This is a genomic window from Rhizobium sp. NXC14 (assembly GCF_002117485.1).
Classification (GTDB): domain Bacteria; phylum Pseudomonadota; class Alphaproteobacteria; order Rhizobiales; family Rhizobiaceae; genus Rhizobium.
In genome coordinates, this window is record NZ_CP021030.1 from 3,647,501 (window position 1) to 3,666,062 (window position 18,562).

The 18,562-nt window shown below is 62.2% G+C and carries 15 protein-coding genes (1 of these 15 only partly in view); all 15 read left to right on the forward strand.

Going from position 1 to position 18,562, the window contains the following annotated elements:
* Window positions 1-414 carry the 3' portion of a pseudouridine synthase gene (locus tag NXC14_RS17900; RefSeq protein WP_085779274.1) on the forward strand. 390 nt of this gene lie to the left of the window's left edge, so 414 of the gene's 804 nt are visible here — the last part of the coding sequence; its start codon lies beyond the left edge, outside the window; the stop codon is at window positions 412-414.
* Window positions 415-428: 14 nt separating this feature from the next.
* On the forward strand, window positions 429-1,124 hold the full coding sequence (locus NXC14_RS17905) for a phosphoribosyltransferase (RefSeq protein ID WP_085780177.1): 696 nt from the start codon (window positions 429-431) through the stop codon (window positions 1,122-1,124).
* A gap of 139 nt (window positions 1,125-1,263) precedes the next feature.
* Entirely contained in the window at window positions 1,264-3,006 is a 1,743-nt protein-coding gene (locus NXC14_RS17910; protein WP_085779275.1) for an SLC13 family permease, read from the forward strand.
* 85 nt (window positions 3,007-3,091) lie between these two features.
* A complete protein-coding gene (locus NXC14_RS17915) occupies window positions 3,092-4,036 on the forward strand; it encodes a phosphoribosylaminoimidazolesuccinocarboxamide synthase (RefSeq protein ID WP_085779276.1) in 945 nt (314 codons plus the stop codon).
* A 109-nt stretch (window positions 4,037-4,145) separates the two neighbouring features.
* The gene (locus tag NXC14_RS17920; RefSeq protein WP_085779277.1) at window positions 4,146-4,748 is read left to right on the forward strand and encodes a TetR family transcriptional regulator; all 603 of its coding nucleotides are present in this window, start codon (window positions 4,146-4,148) and stop codon (window positions 4,746-4,748) included.
* Between the two features lie 148 nt (window positions 4,749-4,896).
* Complete coding sequence (locus tag NXC14_RS17925; protein WP_085779278.1) at window positions 4,897-6,105, forward strand: efflux RND transporter periplasmic adaptor subunit; 1,209 nt, start codon at window positions 4,897-4,899, stop codon at window positions 6,103-6,105.
* A gap of 48 nt (window positions 6,106-6,153) precedes the next feature.
* On the forward strand, window positions 6,154-9,264 hold the full coding sequence (locus NXC14_RS17930) for an efflux RND transporter permease subunit (protein WP_085779279.1): 3,111 nt from the start codon (window positions 6,154-6,156) through the stop codon (window positions 9,262-9,264).
* Window positions 9,265-9,414: 150 nt separating this feature from the next.
* A complete protein-coding gene (locus tag NXC14_RS17935) occupies window positions 9,415-10,851 on the forward strand; it encodes an efflux transporter outer membrane subunit (protein WP_085779280.1) in 1,437 nt (478 codons plus the stop codon).
* Between the two features lie 166 nt (window positions 10,852-11,017).
* On the forward strand, window positions 11,018-12,061 hold the full coding sequence (locus NXC14_RS17940) for a LacI family DNA-binding transcriptional regulator (protein ID WP_085780178.1): 1,044 nt from the start codon (window positions 11,018-11,020) through the stop codon (window positions 12,059-12,061).
* Window position 12,062: 1 nt separating this feature from the next.
* Window positions 12,063-13,085 carry an ABC transporter substrate-binding protein gene (locus NXC14_RS17945; RefSeq protein ID WP_085779281.1) on the forward strand — a complete coding sequence of 341 codons (1,023 nt, stop codon included), beginning with the start codon at window positions 12,063-12,065 and terminating at the stop codon, window positions 13,083-13,085.
* 62 nt (window positions 13,086-13,147) lie between these two features.
* Window positions 13,148-13,975 carry an ABC transporter permease gene (locus NXC14_RS17950; protein WP_085779282.1) on the forward strand — a complete coding sequence of 276 codons (828 nt, stop codon included), beginning with the start codon at window positions 13,148-13,150 and terminating at the stop codon, window positions 13,973-13,975.
* Window positions 13,972-14,751, forward strand: a complete 780-nt coding sequence (locus tag NXC14_RS17955; RefSeq protein WP_064811236.1) for an ABC transporter permease — start codon at window positions 13,972-13,974, stop codon at window positions 14,749-14,751. The genes NXC14_RS17950 and NXC14_RS17955 overlap by 4 nt, the downstream gene beginning before the upstream one ends.
* Complete coding sequence (locus tag NXC14_RS17960; protein WP_085779283.1) at window positions 14,744-15,769, forward strand: ABC transporter ATP-binding protein; 1,026 nt, start codon at window positions 14,744-14,746, stop codon at window positions 15,767-15,769. The genes NXC14_RS17955 and NXC14_RS17960 overlap by 8 nt, the downstream gene beginning before the upstream one ends.
* A gap of 4 nt (window positions 15,770-15,773) precedes the next feature.
* The gene (locus NXC14_RS17965) at window positions 15,774-16,694 is read left to right on the forward strand and encodes a nucleoside hydrolase (RefSeq protein ID WP_085779284.1); all 921 of its coding nucleotides are present in this window, start codon (window positions 15,774-15,776) and stop codon (window positions 16,692-16,694) included.
* Window positions 16,691-18,478 (forward strand): adenine deaminase C-terminal domain-containing protein, encoded by a 1,788-nt coding sequence (locus NXC14_RS17970; protein WP_085779285.1) that lies wholly within the window; start codon window positions 16,691-16,693, stop codon window positions 18,476-18,478. The genes NXC14_RS17965 and NXC14_RS17970 overlap by 4 nt, the downstream gene beginning before the upstream one ends.
* Window positions 18,479-18,562: the final 84 nt, after the last annotated feature.

Consider the following 18,562-nt stretch of genomic DNA (forward strand, 5'->3'; position numbering starts at 1 on the left):
GAAGGCCTGCTGCTTTTCACCAACGACACCGAGTTCGCCCAGACCTTGCTCGATCCGCTCACCCATGTGACCAAAACCTATCATGTCCAGATCGACCGCCTCATTGACGACGAGGAGATTGCCGCTATGACATCCGGCATCCGTCACGACGGCGAATTGCTGACGGCCACCGCCACACGACGCCTGCGCCAGGGTGACAGAAACTCATGGATCGAGGTCGAGCTCGATGAAGGCCGCAATCGTCAGATCCGTCGTATGCTGGAGGCGCTCGGGGCCGAATGTTTGCGCCTTGTGCGGGTCGCAATCGGCGGGCTCGAACTCGGCGAACTCCCAAAAGGCGCCGTGCGTGCGCTGACCGAAGGAGAATTGCATGGGTTGCGCCGAAGAGCCGGCTTGGAAAGGGCGAGACGTTGACCGATCTGTCGCAGATGGCGCCGCATGACTTCTGGCAGGAGATTCACCCGCCCGGCACCTTTCCCCACGATCGGGAGTTCACGACTTTCTATGTCGCCACGCTGGAAGACGGCCGCCAGCTTCGCCTGCCGATACGTGTGTTGGCAGATGGCGATCACGCCCTCGCTTCGCTGATTGTCAACCAGGCGAGCTTCGCCGTCCTCGACGCGTTGGCCGACGGTCTCGCGGAAAAGATCGGACCTATGGGCGTCGACGTCGTCGCCGGCCTGCCGACGCTCGGCTTGACGCTTGCAGCCGCCGTTGCGCAGAAGCTCGATCACGGCCGCTATGTCCCGCTCGGCACCTCGCGCAAGTTCTGGTACCGCGACGAGCTCTCCGTTCCTCTGTCATCGATCACGACGCCGACACAGGACAAGCGCCTCTATATCGATCCGCGCATGTTGCCGCTGCTGACCAGGCGGCGCGTCGCCCTGATCGATGACGTCATTTCCAGCGGCGCATCGATCGTCTCGGGCCTTGATCTGCTGACGGCCTGCGGCATCGAACCCGTCGTCATAGGCGCGGCCATGCTGCAATCGGAGCGCTGGCGCGACAGCCTCGCAACTGCCGGGCCGCAGTGGGTCGCGCGCGTCCGCGGTGTCTTCGCAACGCCCGTGCTGGAGCGGAATGCTGAGGGCCGCTGGCAGGCTTCGGCCCGACCGAAGACGTGACATCGTTCAATTTTGCCGGCTGACGCCTCTGTACAGCAGATGAGGAACGACTACAGTCCGCCCAAGGCCTGTCACCCGGAAATCTGCAGCGGTTGCGGTACAGCGACATGCCTCCATCGATGAAACACCGGATCCGCCCATGTCGTTTGAGCAAGCATCCCTGCTGATCCTTCTGCTGGTGATGCTCGTTCTCTTCTCGCTCGAACGCATACGCATCGAGGTGACTGCGATTGCCGGCCTGCTCGCCGGCTATGCGCTCGGACTTTATCCAGTCGATCAGATCTTCGCGGGCTTCGCCAGCCCCGTCGTTATCACCGTCGTCGAAATCCTGCTGATCGTCCAGGTGCTCGCACGCGCCAAACTCTTCGACAACCTCGCTGCGCGTGTCGCAACCGCAAGACCGTCGAACTTCAAGGTCATATCAGGCGCTTCCTCGCTTGCAGGCTTTCTTTCCATCTTCATGAACAATATCGGCGCCTTTGCGATCACCCTGCCGGTGGCGCTGCGGCTCGGCGTGGCGCTTTCAATCCCCCGCCGTCAGCTCGTCATGCCCATCTCGTTTGCAGCCCTGCTCGGCGGCCTCGTTTCGCTGATCGGCACGCCGGCCAACCTGCTCGTCAGCGATGCGCTTGCCAAGACGTCCGGTGTGGGTTTTCATTTCTTCGATTTCAGCTATGTCGGGCTGCCAGTCGCGATCGTCGGCATCCTGCTCATCGCCGTTCGGATCCGATACTTGTTCCCGGAACCCGACACAGTGCCGGCGACGCTCGCCCAAGGCTCGCGTCGCGTCGTCGTCGAACGTCGCATTCCCAATGCTTCGCCGCTGATCGGCACGCGGCTTTCGGAGTGTCCGACCCGCTTCGGCATCAAACCGCACGCGCTGATCCGCGACGGCAATTTCGTGTTTAGCCCGCTCGACCAGTCGATGATCAGCGCGGGCGACGTGCTGCTTGCCGAAGGCGCCGATGACATCTTTGCCGGCCTTGCCGCCACACAGGCGCTGGTGGCAGATGCCAATCTGAATATTCGGCCGCCACATTTCACCCGGGTCGAAACCGTCGTCATGCCCGAAAGCACGCTGGTGGGTTCGCGCGTCAGTTCACTCGAAGTCTTTCACCATCGGGGCATCGCAGTCACTGCTCTTTCCATGCGCACACCGCGCATCGAAGGCCGCTTTCTCGATCTGCAACTGTCGATCGGCGATATATTGACCCTGGAAGGGCCGCGTACTGCAATTGCCGAAGCGCTGGAGGAAAGCGAGTGCCTGCCGCTTGCTCCGACAGCTTCAGCTGAACCGGCCCTCCTCTCCTGGCGGCCTTTCGCATTGTTTGCCTGCGGCGTCGCCGCGTCGGCGGCGGGCCTGCATCCCGAGGTCGCTTTTGCGGGTGTCGTCCTCGTCCTCGCTTTGCTCAATCATCTCAATATCCGCCAGGCGATGGCCGACCTCAACTGGCCGATCATCATCATGCTCGCGGCGATGATTCCGATCGGCCAGGCAGTGGCCAGCACCGGAGCGGCCGAAGCGATTGCCGGCTGGCTGAGCCTCATCGTGCCGGTTAACCATGCGCTTTCCGGCATCGCCCTCATCCTCTTCCTCGCGATGGCGCTGACGCCCTTCGTCAACAACGCGACGGTCGCAATCGTACTCGCCCCGATCGCACTCGAATTTGCGAGGATCGGGCGGCACCCACCCGACGCCTATCTGATCGCGGTTGCCGTCGGGGCCTCGCTCGATTTTCTGACGCCCTTCGGCCATCACAACAACACACTGGCGATGGGCATCGGCAGTTACCGCTTCAGCGACTTCCTGCGGGCCGGCTGGCCGCTTGCCGTCGCAACTTACGGCCTCGCTCTGTTTCTTCTGGCTCTGTTCTGGCTGTGATGCGATACTTCCGCTCGGCTTGACTTCGCCGGTAATGAAACTAGAGCAGGAAGCCATCAGCCAAATACAAGGACAGTCGAGCGCCGTGCGAATCCTCTCCGAAGCCCATTTCCCGGAACTGCCGAACTACTATCGCGGCAAGGTGCGCGAGAATTACGACCTTCCCGACGGACGCCGCATCATCATCAGCACAGATCGGCTGAGCGCTTTCGACCGCATTCTCACCTGTATTCCGTATAAGGGTCAGGTGCTGACGCAGACGGCGCGTTACTGGTTCGAGGCGACGAGGGACATTTGCCCGAACCATGTGCTCGACTATCCCGATCCGAATGTGGTCATCGGCAGGCGGCTCGACATCCTGCCGGTTGAAATTGTCGTGCGCGGTTATCTCGCCGGCACCACCGGCACCTCGATCCTGACCCTCTATAAGAAGGGTGAGCGGGAAATGTACGGCATGCGTCTGCCGGACGGCATGCGCGACAATCAGATCCTGCCGGAACCCGTCATCACGCCGACGAGCAAGGAATTCGACGGAGGCCATGACGAGCCGCTGACGCCTGCGGAAATCGTCACGCGAGGCCTTCTGACCAGCCAGCAGTGGGAAACCTTGTCGAAATATGCACTCGCGCTCTTTGCCCGCGGCCAGGAAATGGCCGCGAGGCAAGGCCTGATCCTCGTCGATACCAAATATGAATTCGGCACCGATGGCGACGGCAATATTATACTCGCCGACGAGATCCACACGCCGGACAGCAGCCGCTACTGGCTTGCCGAAACCTATACGGCAAGTTTTGCCGCTGGCAAGCGCCCGGATAGTTTCGACAAGGATTTCGTCCGTGCGTGGGTGGCGGAGCGCTGCGACCCTTATAAGGACGAGATTCCAGAAATCCCCACCGGACTGATCGAGCAGACCTCGGCCGTCTATATCAGAGCCTACGAGGCGATAACCGGCGAGCGCTTTGTTCCCGACAATAGCGGCGAGACGCCGCTTGCCCGTGTCCGCAGCAACCTCGCCCCCTATTTCCCTTGAAAAGGCGACGTGCGAAAGCCGCCGGGCCTTGCATCGGCTTGGCAGTTTTCGCTGAATAGCGCTAGCATCGGCAAAAAAGGAGTACCGGGCGCGGCCCGGCGGGGGACGGATGGCAAGAAGGCCGAGACGCAAGGCCGAGGAAACGCGACAGGACATCCTCTCGATGGCGGAGATGCTGTTTCGCGAACGTGGCTTCGCCGCAGTGTCGATCGCCGATATATCAGCTGCGCTGCGCATGTCGCCCGCCAATGTCTTCAAGCATTTCCGTTCCAAGGTGGCGCTGGTCGATGCGATCGCCGGGCGCCATCTCGACAATGCCGCCGAGCGTTTTGTCCCCCTCGACCAGAACATGCCCGCGAAAGAGCAACTGCTCCGCTTCGTCCTGCGCCTGCTGGAGGGTCATCTGCAGGATATCCAGAAGAACCCTTACATCTTCGAAATGGTGCTCTCGACCATCGAAGCCAAACTCGAAGCCGGCAATCGCTATCGCGCCCGTATCGAGGAGAAACTCGGCGAGATCATCCGCAAAGGCATGGTGGAAGGACGTTATCACTGCCGCGACCCTCAGCGTGCCGCACAGACCGTCGCCGATGTGCTGGCCTGCGTGTTGCACCCTGTCCTCATCGTTCGCGACGACACTGAGACACTGGTGCATCGTGCCGAGGAAATCGTCGGCTTTGTCGATGCCGCACTGCAAAATAGCGCTTGCTAAGTGACGGTTGCTGAATTACGTCACTTCGTAAAGATTTTGTTAGACTCGGGATATTGAGGCCAAGTTCATCCTGACGCTTAAACAAGCCTGCCTCGGCCCGGCCGAGCCCGTAGATCGACGGCGATTGCCACCGCATGAAGGAATTAGAATGATTCGGCGTGCCGTTCTCATCTCCTCGGCCCTGATGGCCGGCGCATTGCTTGGCGCCTGCAGCGACAACGCCGGCAAGCCCGCGGGCAATGCCGGCGCGGCCGCGCAGCAGGCAATCCCCGTCGGGGTGATCGCCCTGGCGAAGGCGAGTTTCCCAATCACGACAATTCTTCCTGGCCGCGCCGAAGCCTTCCAGACGGCCGATATCCGGCCGCAGGTGAGCGGCATCATCCGCGAAATCGCCTTTAAGGAAGGCGGAGAGATAAAGAAGGGCGACCTTCTTTATCAGATCGAGGATGCGCCCTATATCGCCGCCGTCGAGCAGGCCAAGGCGGCCATCTCCAAAGCCGAGGCGAGCGTGCCGAGCGCTGAAAGCAATCTCGAACGCTACCAGCGCCTCGTCGGCAGCGGCGCCACCCAGATCGAATATGAGACGGCGAGAACGACGCTTCTCCAGGCGAAGGCGGAGGTCGAGTCGGCAAAGGCTGCCCTTACCGCGGCACAGATCGACCTCGACCATACGAAGATCGTCGCACCCTTCGACGGCGTCATCGACCAGACCGCCTACAATATCGGCAATGTCGTCTCGGCCAACCAGACGACGGCGCTGACGACGATCCGGCAGCTCGATCCGATCTACATCTCGCTCACCGAGTCGAGCACCAATCTGCTGAGGCTGCGCGATGCGATGGCCGCCGGCGATATCAAGGGCGCGGAGAATGTCGCCTTCCACCTGATCCTCGAAGACGGCAAGGAATATAATCAGCAGGGCAAGCTCGACATGTCGAAGCAGGTGGTCAGCGAGACCACAGGCACCTTCATCATTCGTGTGCTCTTCCCCAATCCCGATCGGATCGTGCTGCCCGGCATGTATGTCCGCGCCACGGTCGAGCTCGGCGCCGAAACCGGTTATGCGCTGCCGCAGCTGGCGACGAGCCGTGACGCCAACGGCCGGCTGACGGCGCAGTTCGTTTCCGCCGACGGCAAGGTCGAAACTCGCGCCTTCGAGAACAGCTCGCCCTCCAACAATTCCTGGCTGGTAACCGAAGGCATCAAGGACGGCGATCAGCTGATCGTCACCGGCCTGCAGTCGGTCACGGCGGGCATGCCGGTGAAGCCGCTTCCGATGAAGATCAACGACAATGGCGTGGTCGTGGCTGCCGAGCAGCCCGCGGCCGGTGACGCTGAGAAGCCCGCAGCGAAGTAATCGCTGCGAGCCGGCATCGTCACCGTCTCAGCCGCACAGGAACAACCGATGGCCGAGTTTTTCATCCGACGTCCGATTTTCGCCTGGGTCATTGCGATCACCATCATGCTCGCCGGCCTGCTGGCGATCTTCACCCTGTCGATTTCGCAATATCCCGACATTGCCCCAACGACGGTGCGCATCAACGCCACCTATCGCGGCGCCAGCGCCGAGACGGTCGAAAAATCGGTGACGACGATCATCGAAGACGGCATGACCGGCCTCGACGACCTCACCTATATGACTTCGACTTCGTCGACCGGATCGGCCAGTATCCAGCTCACTTTCGGAACCAGCATCGATCCCGACATCGCCCAGGTGCAGGTGCAGAACAAGCTGCAGCTGGTCCAGTCGCAGCTCCCGGGCGACGTTATCGATGCCGGCATCAGCGTGACGCGCTCGACCTCGAGCATCCTCCTCGTCGGCTCGCTCGTTTCAACCGACGGCAAGCGCAATTCGGTCGATCTCGGCAACATCATGTCGACCTCCATCGAGGATCAGATCCAGCGCCTGGAAGGCGTCGGCAGTATCAACGTCTTCGGTTCCGGATACGCCATGCGCATCTGGCTCGATCCCTTCAAGCTAGTGAAATATCAGCTGACGCCGAGCGACGTCACGGCGGCGATCCAGGCGCAGAACACTCAGGTTTCCGTCGGTTCGCTCGGCGCCCAGCCGACGATGTCAGGTCAGCAGCTCAACGTCACCATCACTGCGCAAAGCCAGCTCACCACCGTCGCCGACTTCGAGCACATCATCCTGAAGGTCGAAAAGGACGGCGCGACCGTGCGCCTGAGCGATGTCTCGCGCATCGAGATCGGTCAGGAGAGCTACGGCGGCAGTTCGCGTTACAACGGCCTGCCTTCGAGCGGTTTTGCCGTCAACCTCGCGATCGGCGCCAACGCCATCGATACGGCCGCACGCGTTCGATCCGCACTCGATGTCATCGGCCGCACTCTGCCGGAAGGCGTGAAGATTACCTATCCCTACGACACGACGCCCTTCGTGGAACTGTCGATCGAGAAGGTCGTGCATACGCTGATCGAGGCAATCGTGCTCGTCTTCGTGGTGCTGCTCGTCTTCCTGCAGAATCTTCGGGCAACGCTGATCCCGACCATCGCCGTTCCCGTGGTATTGCTGGGCACCTTCGGGGTGCTGGCGGCCACCGGCTATTCGATCAATACTTTGACGATGTTCGCCATGGTTTTGGCCATCGGTCTTTTGGTCGACGATGCGATCGTCGTGGTCGAAAACGTCGAACGCATCATGTCCGAAGAGAAGCTTTCGCCGCTCGAAGCGACGGAGAAATCGATGGGCGAGATCACCGGCGCCATCGTCGGCATTGCGCTCGTGCTAACCGCCGTCTTCATTCCGATGGCCTTCTTCGGCGGCTCGACCGGCATCATCTATCGCCAGTTTTCCATCACCATCGTCTCGGCCATGCTGCTGTCGGCGCTCGTCGCCATCGTGCTGACACCGGCGCTCTGCGCCACCATGCTGAAGCCGGTCAGCGAACACCGGAAGCACCGCGTCGGCGATTGGTTCAACCGCAACTTCACGCGCTCGACCAACGGCTATGTCAGGACTATCGGCTATCTCTTGAAGCGCCCGATCCGCGTCATGCTGGTCTTCCTTCTCGTCGGCGCCGGCTGCGCCTACCTCTTCACCCGGCTGCCGAGTTCTTTCCTGCCGCAGGAAGATCAGGGCGTGCTGCTGACTATCGTCACCACGCCGCCGGGCTCGACGACGCAGCAGACTCAGGCCGTCGTCGAGAAGGTGGAAAACTATTATCGCGAGAATGAGAAGGATGCCGTCGAATCCGTCTTCGGCGCACTCGGCTTTGGCTTCAACGGCTCCGGCCAAAACAGCGCCATCGTTTTCACCAAGCTCAAGGATTTTTCGCTGCGCACTGATCCAAATCTGAGCGCCCAGTCGGTTGTCAACCGGGCGCTGCGCAGCTTCTTTGCGATGCGCGAGGCACAGGTCTTCGCGCTCCTGCCGCCGGCGATTCAGGGCCTCGGCGTGTCGAGCGGCTTTTCCATGTATCTTGTCGATACCGGCGGCCACGGCAACGACGCCCTGACGGCTGCTTCCAAGCGGCTGATCCAGATGGGCAACAGCTCGGGTAGGATCGTGGCGCTGCGCAGCAGCAACAAGGAAGTCGAGCCGCAAATGCGCATCGTGCTCGATCAGGAAAAGATCGGCGCCATGGGCGTCGACATCGCCTCGGTCAATTCGATGCTGTCGATCATCTTCACCGGCCGCGATGTCAACGACTTCACACTGAACGGCGAGATCAAGCCGGTTTATGTCCAGGGCGACGCGCCGTTCCGCATGCAGCCGGACGATCTTAACCACTGGTATGCCCGCAACACGGCCGGCGAGATGGTGCCCTTCTCCGCCTTTACCAAAACCGAATGGGTGAAGGGCGCACCTTCGCTTGCCCGCTTCAACGCCGTCAGCGCGATTCCGCTCGATGGCGCCGCCGCGCCCGGCGTGTCCTCCGGCGATGCCATGAACGAAATGGAAGAGCTGACCGAGCAACTCGGCGGCGGTTACACGGTGACCTGGCAGGGCATTTCCTATCAGGAGCGCCTTTCCGGCTCACAGGCGCCGATGCTCTATGCGATCTCGGTACTCGTCGTCTTCCTCTGCTTGGCAGCACTTTACGAAAGCTGGTCGATCCCTTTCTCGGTGATCATGGCAGTGCCGGTCGGCGTTCTCGGCGCCCTGGCGGCGGCAACACTCTTCGGCCAAGCCAACGATGTCTATTTCAAGGTCGGATTGCTCACCACGATCGGCCTGGCGGCGAAGAACGCGATCCTGATCGTCGAATTCGCCAAGGATCGCATGGAAAGCGGCATGGGCCTTTTCGAGGCGACACTGGAGGCGGCGCGGCTGCGCCTGCGGCCGATCATTATGACATCGCTTGCCTTTATCCTCGGCGTTGTGCCTCTGGCGATCGCTACGGGCGCGGGCTCTGCGGCGCAGAACGCTATCGGCCTCGGCGTTCTCGGCGGCATGCTGTCGGCAACGATGCTCGGAATTTTCTTCGTGCCGTCCTTCTACGTCGTCATTCGACGCATCTTTGCCACACGCGACAAAAATGCGGCAGGAGTGTGATATAAATGCACTGTGATAATGCTGTTCCGATTGCTACATTGCGCCCGACTGCTTCGGTGTGTGTGTTTGTGGTAGGACGAGGCGCGGCTGCGATAGTGAAGCATGAAGCTTCGGACAAGAATTGACTTGCTCGAGTACAGGATGAAATGAATGGTATCTCTTCGTTTTGCCACACCGGCATTATTGTTATTACTGTCGGGCTGCGTTGTTGGCCCGGATCATGCTCCTCCTGAAATGCCGCTGCCCGCCAAATTCGGAGAAGGCGGCACGAAAAGTGTAGGTGACGTTGCTACCGCAGCCTGGTGGACGGCCTTCAACGATCCCAAATTGAATGGTTATGTCCAGGCCGGGCTCGAGCAGAATCTAACGGTCCAGCAGGCAATCGAACGCATCAATGCGGCATCTGCAAACGTCACCACCGCCGGCGCAGGCGCCCTGCCGAACCTGAATGTCGGCGCTTCGCACACGGTCAGCGGTCAGAAGGGCGAGCTGCGCTCGCAGTTCGACACACGCAACACCAGTGCCGGCGAAGTCCAGCTGACCTGGCTGCTCGATCTCTTCGGCCTCTACAAGCGCAGCACCGAAAGTGCGCTCGCTTCGCTCGATTCCGCATACGCATCCGCCGACGTCGCCAAGCTGACTCTCGTGCAGGATCTTGTCTCCAGCTACATCGATGTTCGCTACTATCAGCAGCGCCTGGCGCTTTCGAGAGCCAACCTGAAGTCCCGCCAGGAAACCTACGAGCTGACCAAGTTCCAGCTTGAAGCCGGCGCCGCTTCCCGTCTCGACGTCGTTCAGGCCGAAGGCCTCGTGCAGTCGACGCTCGCCGAAATTCCCGGCCTCGAAACCAACATCCGTATATCCGCCCATCACATCGCCACGCTGCTTGGCCTGCCGGCCTCGGCACTCGTCGACGAGCTGCTGAAGGGTCGCGGTCAGCCGGTCTTCCGTGGCGGCATCAACTCGGGGATCCCGGCGGACCTGATCCGCAACCGTCCCGACATTCGCGTCGCCGAGCGTGATCTCGCCGCCGCAACGGCCAATATTGGTGTTGCCGAGGCGCAGCTCTATCCGAGCATTTCGCTCAGCGGCTCGATCTCGCCGTCCTACATCAACCAGCGCGGCATCCATGGAGACCTGACCCCCTGGTCCTTCGGCCCGACCCTCAACCTGCCGATCTTCGATGGTGGCCGTCTGCGCGCCAACGTCAAGTCGGCGCAGTCCACTGCCGCGACCGCCTACCTCAACTGGAAGTCGACGGTGCTGACCGCGGTCGAACAGGTCGAGAACGCACTCGCCGCTGTCCGCCGTGACGCCCGCACGGTCGCAGCCCTACAGGCTCAGGTAAAGACCACGCAGGAAACGCTCGAACTGTCGACCGCGTCCTACAAGGACGGCGCCTCCTCGCTGCTCGACGTTCTCGATGCACAGCGCCAGGTCTCGCTTGCCCAGGCAAGCCTTGCACAGGCCGTCCAGCAGATGGCCAAGGACTACGTCTCGCTGAACATTGCGGTCGGCGGCGGCTACGCGCCCGGCGGCAAGACCACAGCAGCGGTAACGCCGGTGCCGGCAAAGGCCAAGAGCTGATCGGCATTTCGCCTTTCTGGAAATGCGAAACCCCGCGATCACCTCGCGGGGTTTTTTCATGCCCGACAATATCCCGGAATAATCGGGCACCAGACGAATTTGGATTGGACAAGCGGAGACGGCTGCTATAGCACTGATTAAACGATTAATCAGAATGCATCAGATCATGGCTACATCGCGCTCCGGACCGAACCTCAGCAGGATAGCGACCTCGCTCGGCGTCTCTATTGCCACGGTCTCCAATGCGCTTTCCGGCAAAGGCCGGGTCTCCGGCCAACTGGTCGAACGGATCCGCGAACATGCCGCCGAACTGGGTTATGTCCCGAGCCAGGCCGGCCGCGCGCTCAGAACCGGCCGCAGCGGCGTTCTCGGCCTGGTGTTGCCGGACATCGCCAATCCTCTGTTCCCGAAGATCGCACAGGCGATCGAATTTGCCGCCTCCACCGCTGGTTACGGTGTTCTAATCGCCGACTCCCGCGGCGATGCTGCCACTCAGACCGAGGCGATCAATCGTCTCGTCGAACGCGGCGTCGACGGCATGGTCATTATTCCCCGCCGCGCCACCCGCATTTTGTCCGCCGCCTGCCCAGTCGCTCTCATCGATACCCCCTCGACGCCAGGCAACACCGTTTCCGCCGACCATTGGCAGGGCGGCCGCGAAATCGCTCTCCATCTCGCGGCCCTCGGCCACCAACGCATCCTCATCATCGGCAACAACCAGGAGTCCAGCGTTCAGAACGATCGCGCCAATGGGATTCGCGCCGGAATGCACGCGGGCATGCATACCGAAACGCTGTGGATCGGGAAGGTAGAGCAGGATGGCGGCAGCGGCTGTCCGCTCGGCCTTGCCGAAAAGGTGCGGGAGGGTTTTACCGCTTTCGCGGCTCTCTCCGATCTGCAGGCATTACGCGCGCTGACCGAGCTGCAGCAAGCCGGCATCAGCGTTCCCGGCGATGTGAGCGTCACCGGCTTCGACGACCTCATCTGGTCGCCTGTCGTCACACCGTCGCTGACGACGGTCAGAATGGACATGGATAGAATTGCGGGGATTGCCGTGTCGGCGCTGGCCGATACCATCAGAAAAAGCCGCACCCGGGAAGGCGTTCTCGTTATCGCGGAAATCGAACGCGTCGCAATGCAGCTGATTGTCCGCCAATCATCCGGGCCTGCGAGCCCGGCACCAAAAACCTCAGAGATGGAGAACATGTAAGATGAAAAAAGCTCTCATGGCGTCGGCGGCACTCGCCGCACTTTGGCCGTTTGCCGCCTCCGCAGCCGAACGGACACTGACCATTTCCGTCTATGCCTTCGCGCAGGACGACTTCAAGACGCTGGTCTATGATCCGTTCGAAGCCCAATGCGGCTGCAAGCTGGTGGTCGAGACCGGCAACAGCGTCGAGCGGCTGGCAAAAATGGAGGCGAACAAGGCCAACCCCGTGGTCGATCTCGCCGCCGTTTCGATGGCCGATGCGCTTGCCGCATCACGCGCCGGACTGATCGACAAGATCGATACCGCGAAGCTTGCCAATTTCGCCAAGCTCTACGACGTCGCCAAGGACCCCAACGGCAACGGCATGAGCGTTGGCTACACTTTCTATGCCACGTCGATCGCTTATCGTTCCGACAAGATGAAGATCGAGTCCTGGGCCGATCTCCTGAAGCCGGAATATGTTGGCCATGTCGCCTTCCCGAACGTCACCACCAATCAGGGCCCGCCGGCGCTCTACATGCTGGGCCTGGCGCTCGGCAAGGATACGCCCGATCTGCAAGGCCCGATCGCAGCGCTGGGCGACAAGAAGGACGACATCGTCACCTTCTACGAAAAATCCTCGCAGCTCGTGCAACTGATGCAGCAGGAGGAAATCTGGGCAGCCCCCATCGGCCGTTTCTCCTGGGCCGGCTTCACCAAGCTCGGCCTCCCCATTGCCTGGGCAACGCCGAAAGAGGGACAGACCGGCGGCATGAATGTTCTCGTGCTGACCAAAGGTTCGAAAAACCAGGATCTCGCCATGCAGTTCATGGATTTCTGGCTCTCGACCGAGACCCAAACCAAGCTCGCCGAAAAGCTGATCGACAGCCCAGCGAATAGCGAGGTCAAGCTTTCGGACGCTGCCGCTGGCAACCTCACCTATGGCGAGGAAACGGCCAAGAGCCTCAAACTGATCCCTTCTGCCGTCACCCTCGACAACCGAGCCGCTTGGCTGAAGACCTGGAACGAGAAGGTCGGCCAGTAGAGCCCGCATGAACTCGCCCCGGCCGCTCGCCGGGGCCATCTCCTCTCCTGGAAAGGCGTTTCATGTTCCAGAACCGCGCGGAAGCCCTGGCGCTTGCCCTGCCGGCAGCCGTCTTCGCGACGGTGGTATTCCTGCTGCCCGTCGCAATCCTGCTGTCGGAGGGTTTTCGCGCCGGCGATGCCTGGACGATATCGGCCTACACAGGCTTCTTTTCCGAAACGCTGAACCGCACCGTTTTCCTGCGCTCCTTCCGGCTCGCCATCGAGGTCACCGCCGTCTCGGCCGTCATAGGCTACGCCGCAGCCTTTGCAATCGTCAACCTGCCGGCGAACGGCAAAGGCCGCATGATCGGCTTAGTCACCCTGCCGCTGATGATCTCGCCGGTGGCGCGCACCTATGCCTGGATCGTCATTCTCGGCCGCACTGGCATCGTCAACAAGGCGATCACGGGCCTCGGTTTCAGTGACGACCCGCTGCGCCTGCTCTTCACCGAAACCGCCGTCTTCATCGGCCTCCTGCAGCTCTTCCTGCCGCTGATGATCCTGTCGTTGATCAGTGCGCTGGAAAACATGCCGAGGGATGCGATCCCGGCCGCCCGCGTGCTCGGCGCCAACTGGTTCCAGGTCTTTTGGAAAGTCGTCCTGCCGCTCACGCGCGAGGGCCTCGTCATCGGCGGCACGCTTGTCTTTACCGGCTCGCTCACCGCTTACATCACTCCCGCCATCCTCGGCGGCTCCAAGGTGCTGATGCTCGAAACGCTGATGTATCAGCAGGTGTCCGTCGCCAATGATTTCGTCTCGGCAAGCGTCATCGCCTTCATTCTGATCGTCATGAGCTTTGCCGCCAATATCCTGCTTAAACGCCTTGCGACATCGAGGAGCCGCAGATGAGCATCCGTCTCTTTTCGCCTGTCGTCCTCTTCCTGCTCCTCGTCTTCCTGATCGGCCCGTTCCTGATCATCATCGCCGCCTCGCTCTCGGCTGGCGACACGCTGGCCTTCCCGCCGCAGGGCCTCTCGCTGCGCTGGGTGATGAAGGTCTTCACTATTGAAAGCTTTCGCGACAGCTTCGCCATGTCGATGTTCCTTGCCGTTTTCGGAACACTGGCAGCCCTCATCCTCGGCATCCCGGCCGCTTATGCCCTGTCGCGTTACCCGCTGCCCGCAGCAGAGACCGTCCGCACCATCGTCTCGCTGCCGATCATCGTCCCCGGCATAATCGTCGGCCTGGCATTGCTGCGTTATCTCGTCGTGCCCTTCGGCTTCAACATCACGCTTGCGCTCTTCTTTGCCCATGCGGCCCTCGTACTGCCCTATGCCGTGCGCGTCGTGTCGGCAAGCCTCGATAATCTGCGCTCGGATATCGAGGAGGCCGCCGTCCTGCTCGGCTCCTCCAGGCTCGGTGCCTTTTTCCGCGTGGTCATGCCGAATATCCGCGGCGGCATCCTGGCCGCCTTTATCCTCGGCTTCGTCACCAGTTTCAATCAGGTGCCGGTCTCGCTCTTCCTTTCCGGCCCGGGTGTCCGAACCCTGCCGATCGATATGCTGGGCTATATGGAAACCACCTACGATCCTTCCATCGCGGCGCTCTCCGCCCTTCTCGCTTTCCTCTCGATCGGCATCGTCTTCCTCGCCGAACGCTTCCTGGGATTCTCGCGTTATGTTTGATGCCTATCTCCAACTCGACAAGCTGACGCTTCGCTATGGTGACACGGTCGCCGTGAGGGATCTCGACCTTGCGATCGCCAAGGGCGAGCTCGTCGCCCTTCTCGGCCCCTCCGGCTGTGGCAAAACGACAACGATGCGCGCCATTGCCGGCCTGCTGAAGCCCGCATCCGGTCGCATCGGCCTCGACGGCGCCGATATAACCGGCGTCTCCGCCAACAAGCGCGCCGTCGGCCTCGTCTTCCAGTCATACGCGCTGTTCCCGCATCTGACGGTCTACGAGAACGTCGCCTTCGGCCTGCGCCTCAAAGGCGTTTCGGGCGCGGATCTCGATGCCCGCGTCGGCGCCGGCCTGAAATCCGTCGGCCTCACCACTTTCGCCGGCCGCAAGCCCGCCGAACTCTCCGGCGGCCAGCAGCAGCGTGTCGCACTGGCGCGATCCATGGTGATGGAGCCGAAGGTCCTGCTGCTTGACGAACCGCTCTCTAACCTCGACGCCCGCCTTCGTCTCGAAATGCGCGCTGAATTGCAGCGCGTGCAGAAGGAGACCGGCGTCACCATGATCTTCGTCACTCACGACCAGGTCGAGGCCTTGGCGCTCGCCGACCGCATCGTCGTCATGCTGGACGGCGGCATCGAACAGATCGGCACGCCGGAGGAGATCTATAACAATCCCGCCTCCGCCTTCGTCGCCGATTTCGTGGGCTTCGAAAATGTCTTCGCTCTGAAAGACGGAAAGCTTGTGACGCCGCACGGCCCCGCAGCACTCTCTGATCCGCCGCCCCAAGCTGCGGCCGGCCTGGCTTGGCGCCCGCGTACGGTGACCCTCGGCTCCGGTCCGTTCCAAGGCAAAGTGCACGGCACGTCTTTCGCCGGCAACACACGCGAATACCTCCTCCATACGCCGCTTGGGCCTATCAAGGCTGAAATCGACGCGAGCCTGCCGCCACACGAGATCGGCAGTGCGCTCGCCTTCGATCTGCCGGTCGCCGGCGCGGCCAACCTCAAGCGCTTCGGGTGACATCATGGGTGTGTGGATCGATACCGACATGGGCTTCGACGACATCGCCGCCATTCTGGTGGTGGCACTGTCGAAATATCAAATCGACGGCGTCTCGCTGGTCTTCGGCAATACGCCGCTGCCGCAGGTGCGGGCGAATGCCGCAGGCGCCGCCAGCGCCTTCGGCTGGACGTTCCCCGTCCATACCGGGCGTGCTGCACCCGTTCTCGGCAAACTCGAAACCGCCCAGGCGATCCTCGGCGAAACCGGAATTCCGACATCCGGCAAGAGCCTACCGAAAGCCGCCGCCCTTGCCGAGAGCGACGCCTTCTCCGCGCTCTGCCGCTGGCTCGAGGGCAACGGACCACACCGCATCCTGGCTCTCGGTCCCCTGACCAATATCGCCGCCGTGGCGCTCGCACGCCCCGATCTTGCCGCATGTATCACCGAACTCGTCTGGATGGGCGGCGGCGTCACATCGGGCAACCATACGGCCTCCGCCGAGTTCAATGCGCTCGCCGATCCCGAGGCGCTGGCGATCGTTATCGCCCATGGCCTGCCGCTGCGCATGGTCGATCTCGACCTCTGCCGCAAAGTGCTGGCAAGGCCGGAGGATGTCGAGCCGGTGCTCAGTGCCGGCGGCGCTAATGCCGAACTGATCGGCGACATGTTCGCCGGCTATATAAGCATCGGCACCAGCCGCGGCCGTCCCGGCATGGCAATTTACGATGCCTCCGCCGCCGTGGGCTTCGTCGCCCCCGATATCGTCAGCTTCCGCCCCGCGCGCATCGACGTCGAACTGCAGGGCGCCCTCACCCGTGGCCGCACCGTCGTCGAGACCCGCGCCACGCATGCGACCTTCAACGCCCAATTCGCCGCCGATATCGACGTTGAGAAGGCGCTTAACATCATTCTCGCCGCCCTGATCAATGAGGCCCGCAGATGAACGCCATTGCTCGTCAGGAACCTTTCGATCTCAACGATCCAGCCTTGCGCGCCCGCGCCGTTGCCGCCGCCCGCGGCGACGCCCCGTTCGATATGCTGATCACCGGCGGTCGCCTGCTCGATACGGTGACGGGCCTGATCCGGGAGGCTGATATCGGCCTCGTCGGCGCGCTCATCGCCAGCGTCCATGCCCGGGCGAGCCGCATGGACGCGGTCGAAATCATCGATGCGACTGGCGGCATGCTGACGCCGGGCCTGATCGATACGCACATGCACGTCGAAAGCTCGATGGTGACACCCGCCGAATATGCAAGCGCCGTGCTACCGCGCGGTGTCACCACGGTCGTGTGGGATCCGCATGAATTCGGCAACGTCCACGGCCTCGACGGCGTGCGGTGGGCGATCGAGGCGGCACGTGCTCTGCCGCTGCGCATGATCCTGCTCGCCCCCTCCTGCGTGCCGTCTGCGCCGGGCCTGGAACTCGCCGGCGCCGATTTCGATGCCGCCGTCGTCGCCGAGATGCTGCGTTCTCCTGCTGTCAGCGGCGTTGCCGAAGTCATGAACATGCGCGGCGTCATCGACGGCGATCCGCGCATGAGCGCCATCGTCAACTCAGGCCTTGCCTCCGGCAAGCTCGTCTGTGGCCATGCCCGCGGCCTCACCGGCGCGGACCTCAACGCCTTCATGGCAGCGGGCGTCACGTCGGACCACGAACTCACCTCCGGCGCCGATCTTAGCGCCAAACTTTCCGCCGGTCTGACGATCGAACTGCGTGGCTCTCACGACCATCTCTTGCAGGAATTCGTCGAGGTGCTGAACGGCCTCGGCCATCTGCCGCCAACCATTACGCTCTGCACCGACGACGTCTTTCCCGATGAACTCTACCAAAGCGGCGGCCTCGATGATGTCGCCCGCCGCCTGGTGCGCTATGGCATGAAACCGGAATGGGCACTGCGCGCCGCGACCTTCAACGCCGCTGAGCGGCTGAAGCGTTCCGATCTCGGCCTTGTCGCCTCCGGCCGCCGCGCCGACCTCGTTCTCTTCGAGGATCTCACGGAATTCCGAGCACGCCTCGTCATATCAGATGGCCGCGTCGTCGCCCGCAACGGCAGCATGGAGGCGACCGTTCAGCCGCTCGATACGGCGCCGCTGATCAAGTCGGTGAAGCTGCCGCTGCTGACCGACGACGATTTCCGCATCCCCGCGAAAGGCGAGCGCGTCCGCGTCGCCACCATCGACCGCCCACGCTTCACTCAATGGGGAGAGGCGGAAACGTATATCCGGGACGGCTTCGTCGTGCCACCTGTCGGCAGCGCCATGATCGCCGTCGCCCATCGCCACGGAAAGGCCGGTGGCACCCCGCGCAACGGTTTCCTCAGCGGCTGGGGCGAATGGCGCGGCGCCTTTTGCACCACCGTCTCGCATGATAGCCACAACCTCACCGTCTTCGGCGGCAATGCAGCCGACATGGCGCTCGCTGCCAACGCTGTCATAACAGCCGGCGGCGGCATGGCGGTCGCCAAGGACGGCCAAATCGAAGCGATCCTGCCGCTGCCGCTCTCCGGCCTCGTCACCGACGCCTCACTGAAGGACACCGCCTCAGCCTTTGCAGACATCCGTAAGGCCATGGGCAAGATCGTCGATTGGAAGCCACCTTACCGCGTCTTCAAGGCCTGCTTCGGCGCGACACTCGCCTGCAATGCCGGCCCGCATCAAACGGACCGGGGGATTGCGGATGTGGTGACGGGGAAAGTGCTGGAAGATCCGGTGCTGGAAATTATCTAGGCAGGGACGCACGGATCAAAAGCGAGCGGGAGTGCCGTGCAATCCGCCTACGGGCGCCTGCCGCCGTGACCAACAAAACTCATT

Bases quoted from the DNA above. Each gene is read 5' to 3' on its own strand.
- NXC14_RS17905 (WP_085780177.1), top strand. From the start codon at position 429: ATGGCGCCGCATGACTTCTGGCAGGAGATTCACCCGCCCGGCACCTTT.
- NXC14_RS17910 (WP_085779275.1), top strand. From the start codon at position 1,264: ATGTCGTTTGAGCAAGCATCCCTGCTGATCCTTCTGCTGGTGATGCTC.
- NXC14_RS17920 (WP_085779277.1), top strand. From the start codon at position 4,146: ATGGCAAGAAGGCCGAGACGCAAGGCCGAGGAAACGCGACAGGACATC.
- NXC14_RS17925 (WP_085779278.1), top strand. From the start codon at position 4,897: ATGATTCGGCGTGCCGTTCTCATCTCCTCGGCCCTGATGGCCGGCGCA.
- NXC14_RS17930 (WP_085779279.1), top strand. From the start codon at position 6,154: ATGGCCGAGTTTTTCATCCGACGTCCGATTTTCGCCTGGGTCATTGCG.
- NXC14_RS17935 (WP_085779280.1), top strand. From the start codon at position 9,415: ATGGTATCTCTTCGTTTTGCCACACCGGCATTATTGTTATTACTGTCG.
- NXC14_RS17940 (WP_085780178.1), top strand. From the start codon at position 11,018: ATGGCTACATCGCGCTCCGGACCGAACCTCAGCAGGATAGCGACCTCG.
- NXC14_RS17945 (WP_085779281.1), top strand. From the start codon at position 12,063: ATGAAAAAAGCTCTCATGGCGTCGGCGGCACTCGCCGCACTTTGGCCG.
- NXC14_RS17950 (WP_085779282.1), top strand. From the start codon at position 13,148: ATGTTCCAGAACCGCGCGGAAGCCCTGGCGCTTGCCCTGCCGGCAGCC.
- NXC14_RS17955 (WP_064811236.1), top strand. From the start codon at position 13,972: ATGAGCATCCGTCTCTTTTCGCCTGTCGTCCTCTTCCTGCTCCTCGTC.
- NXC14_RS17960 (WP_085779283.1), top strand. From the start codon at position 14,744: ATGTTTGATGCCTATCTCCAACTCGACAAGCTGACGCTTCGCTATGGT.
- NXC14_RS17965 (WP_085779284.1), top strand. From the start codon at position 15,774: ATGGGTGTGTGGATCGATACCGACATGGGCTTCGACGACATCGCCGCC.
- NXC14_RS17970 (WP_085779285.1), top strand. From the start codon at position 16,691: ATGAACGCCATTGCTCGTCAGGAACCTTTCGATCTCAACGATCCAGCC.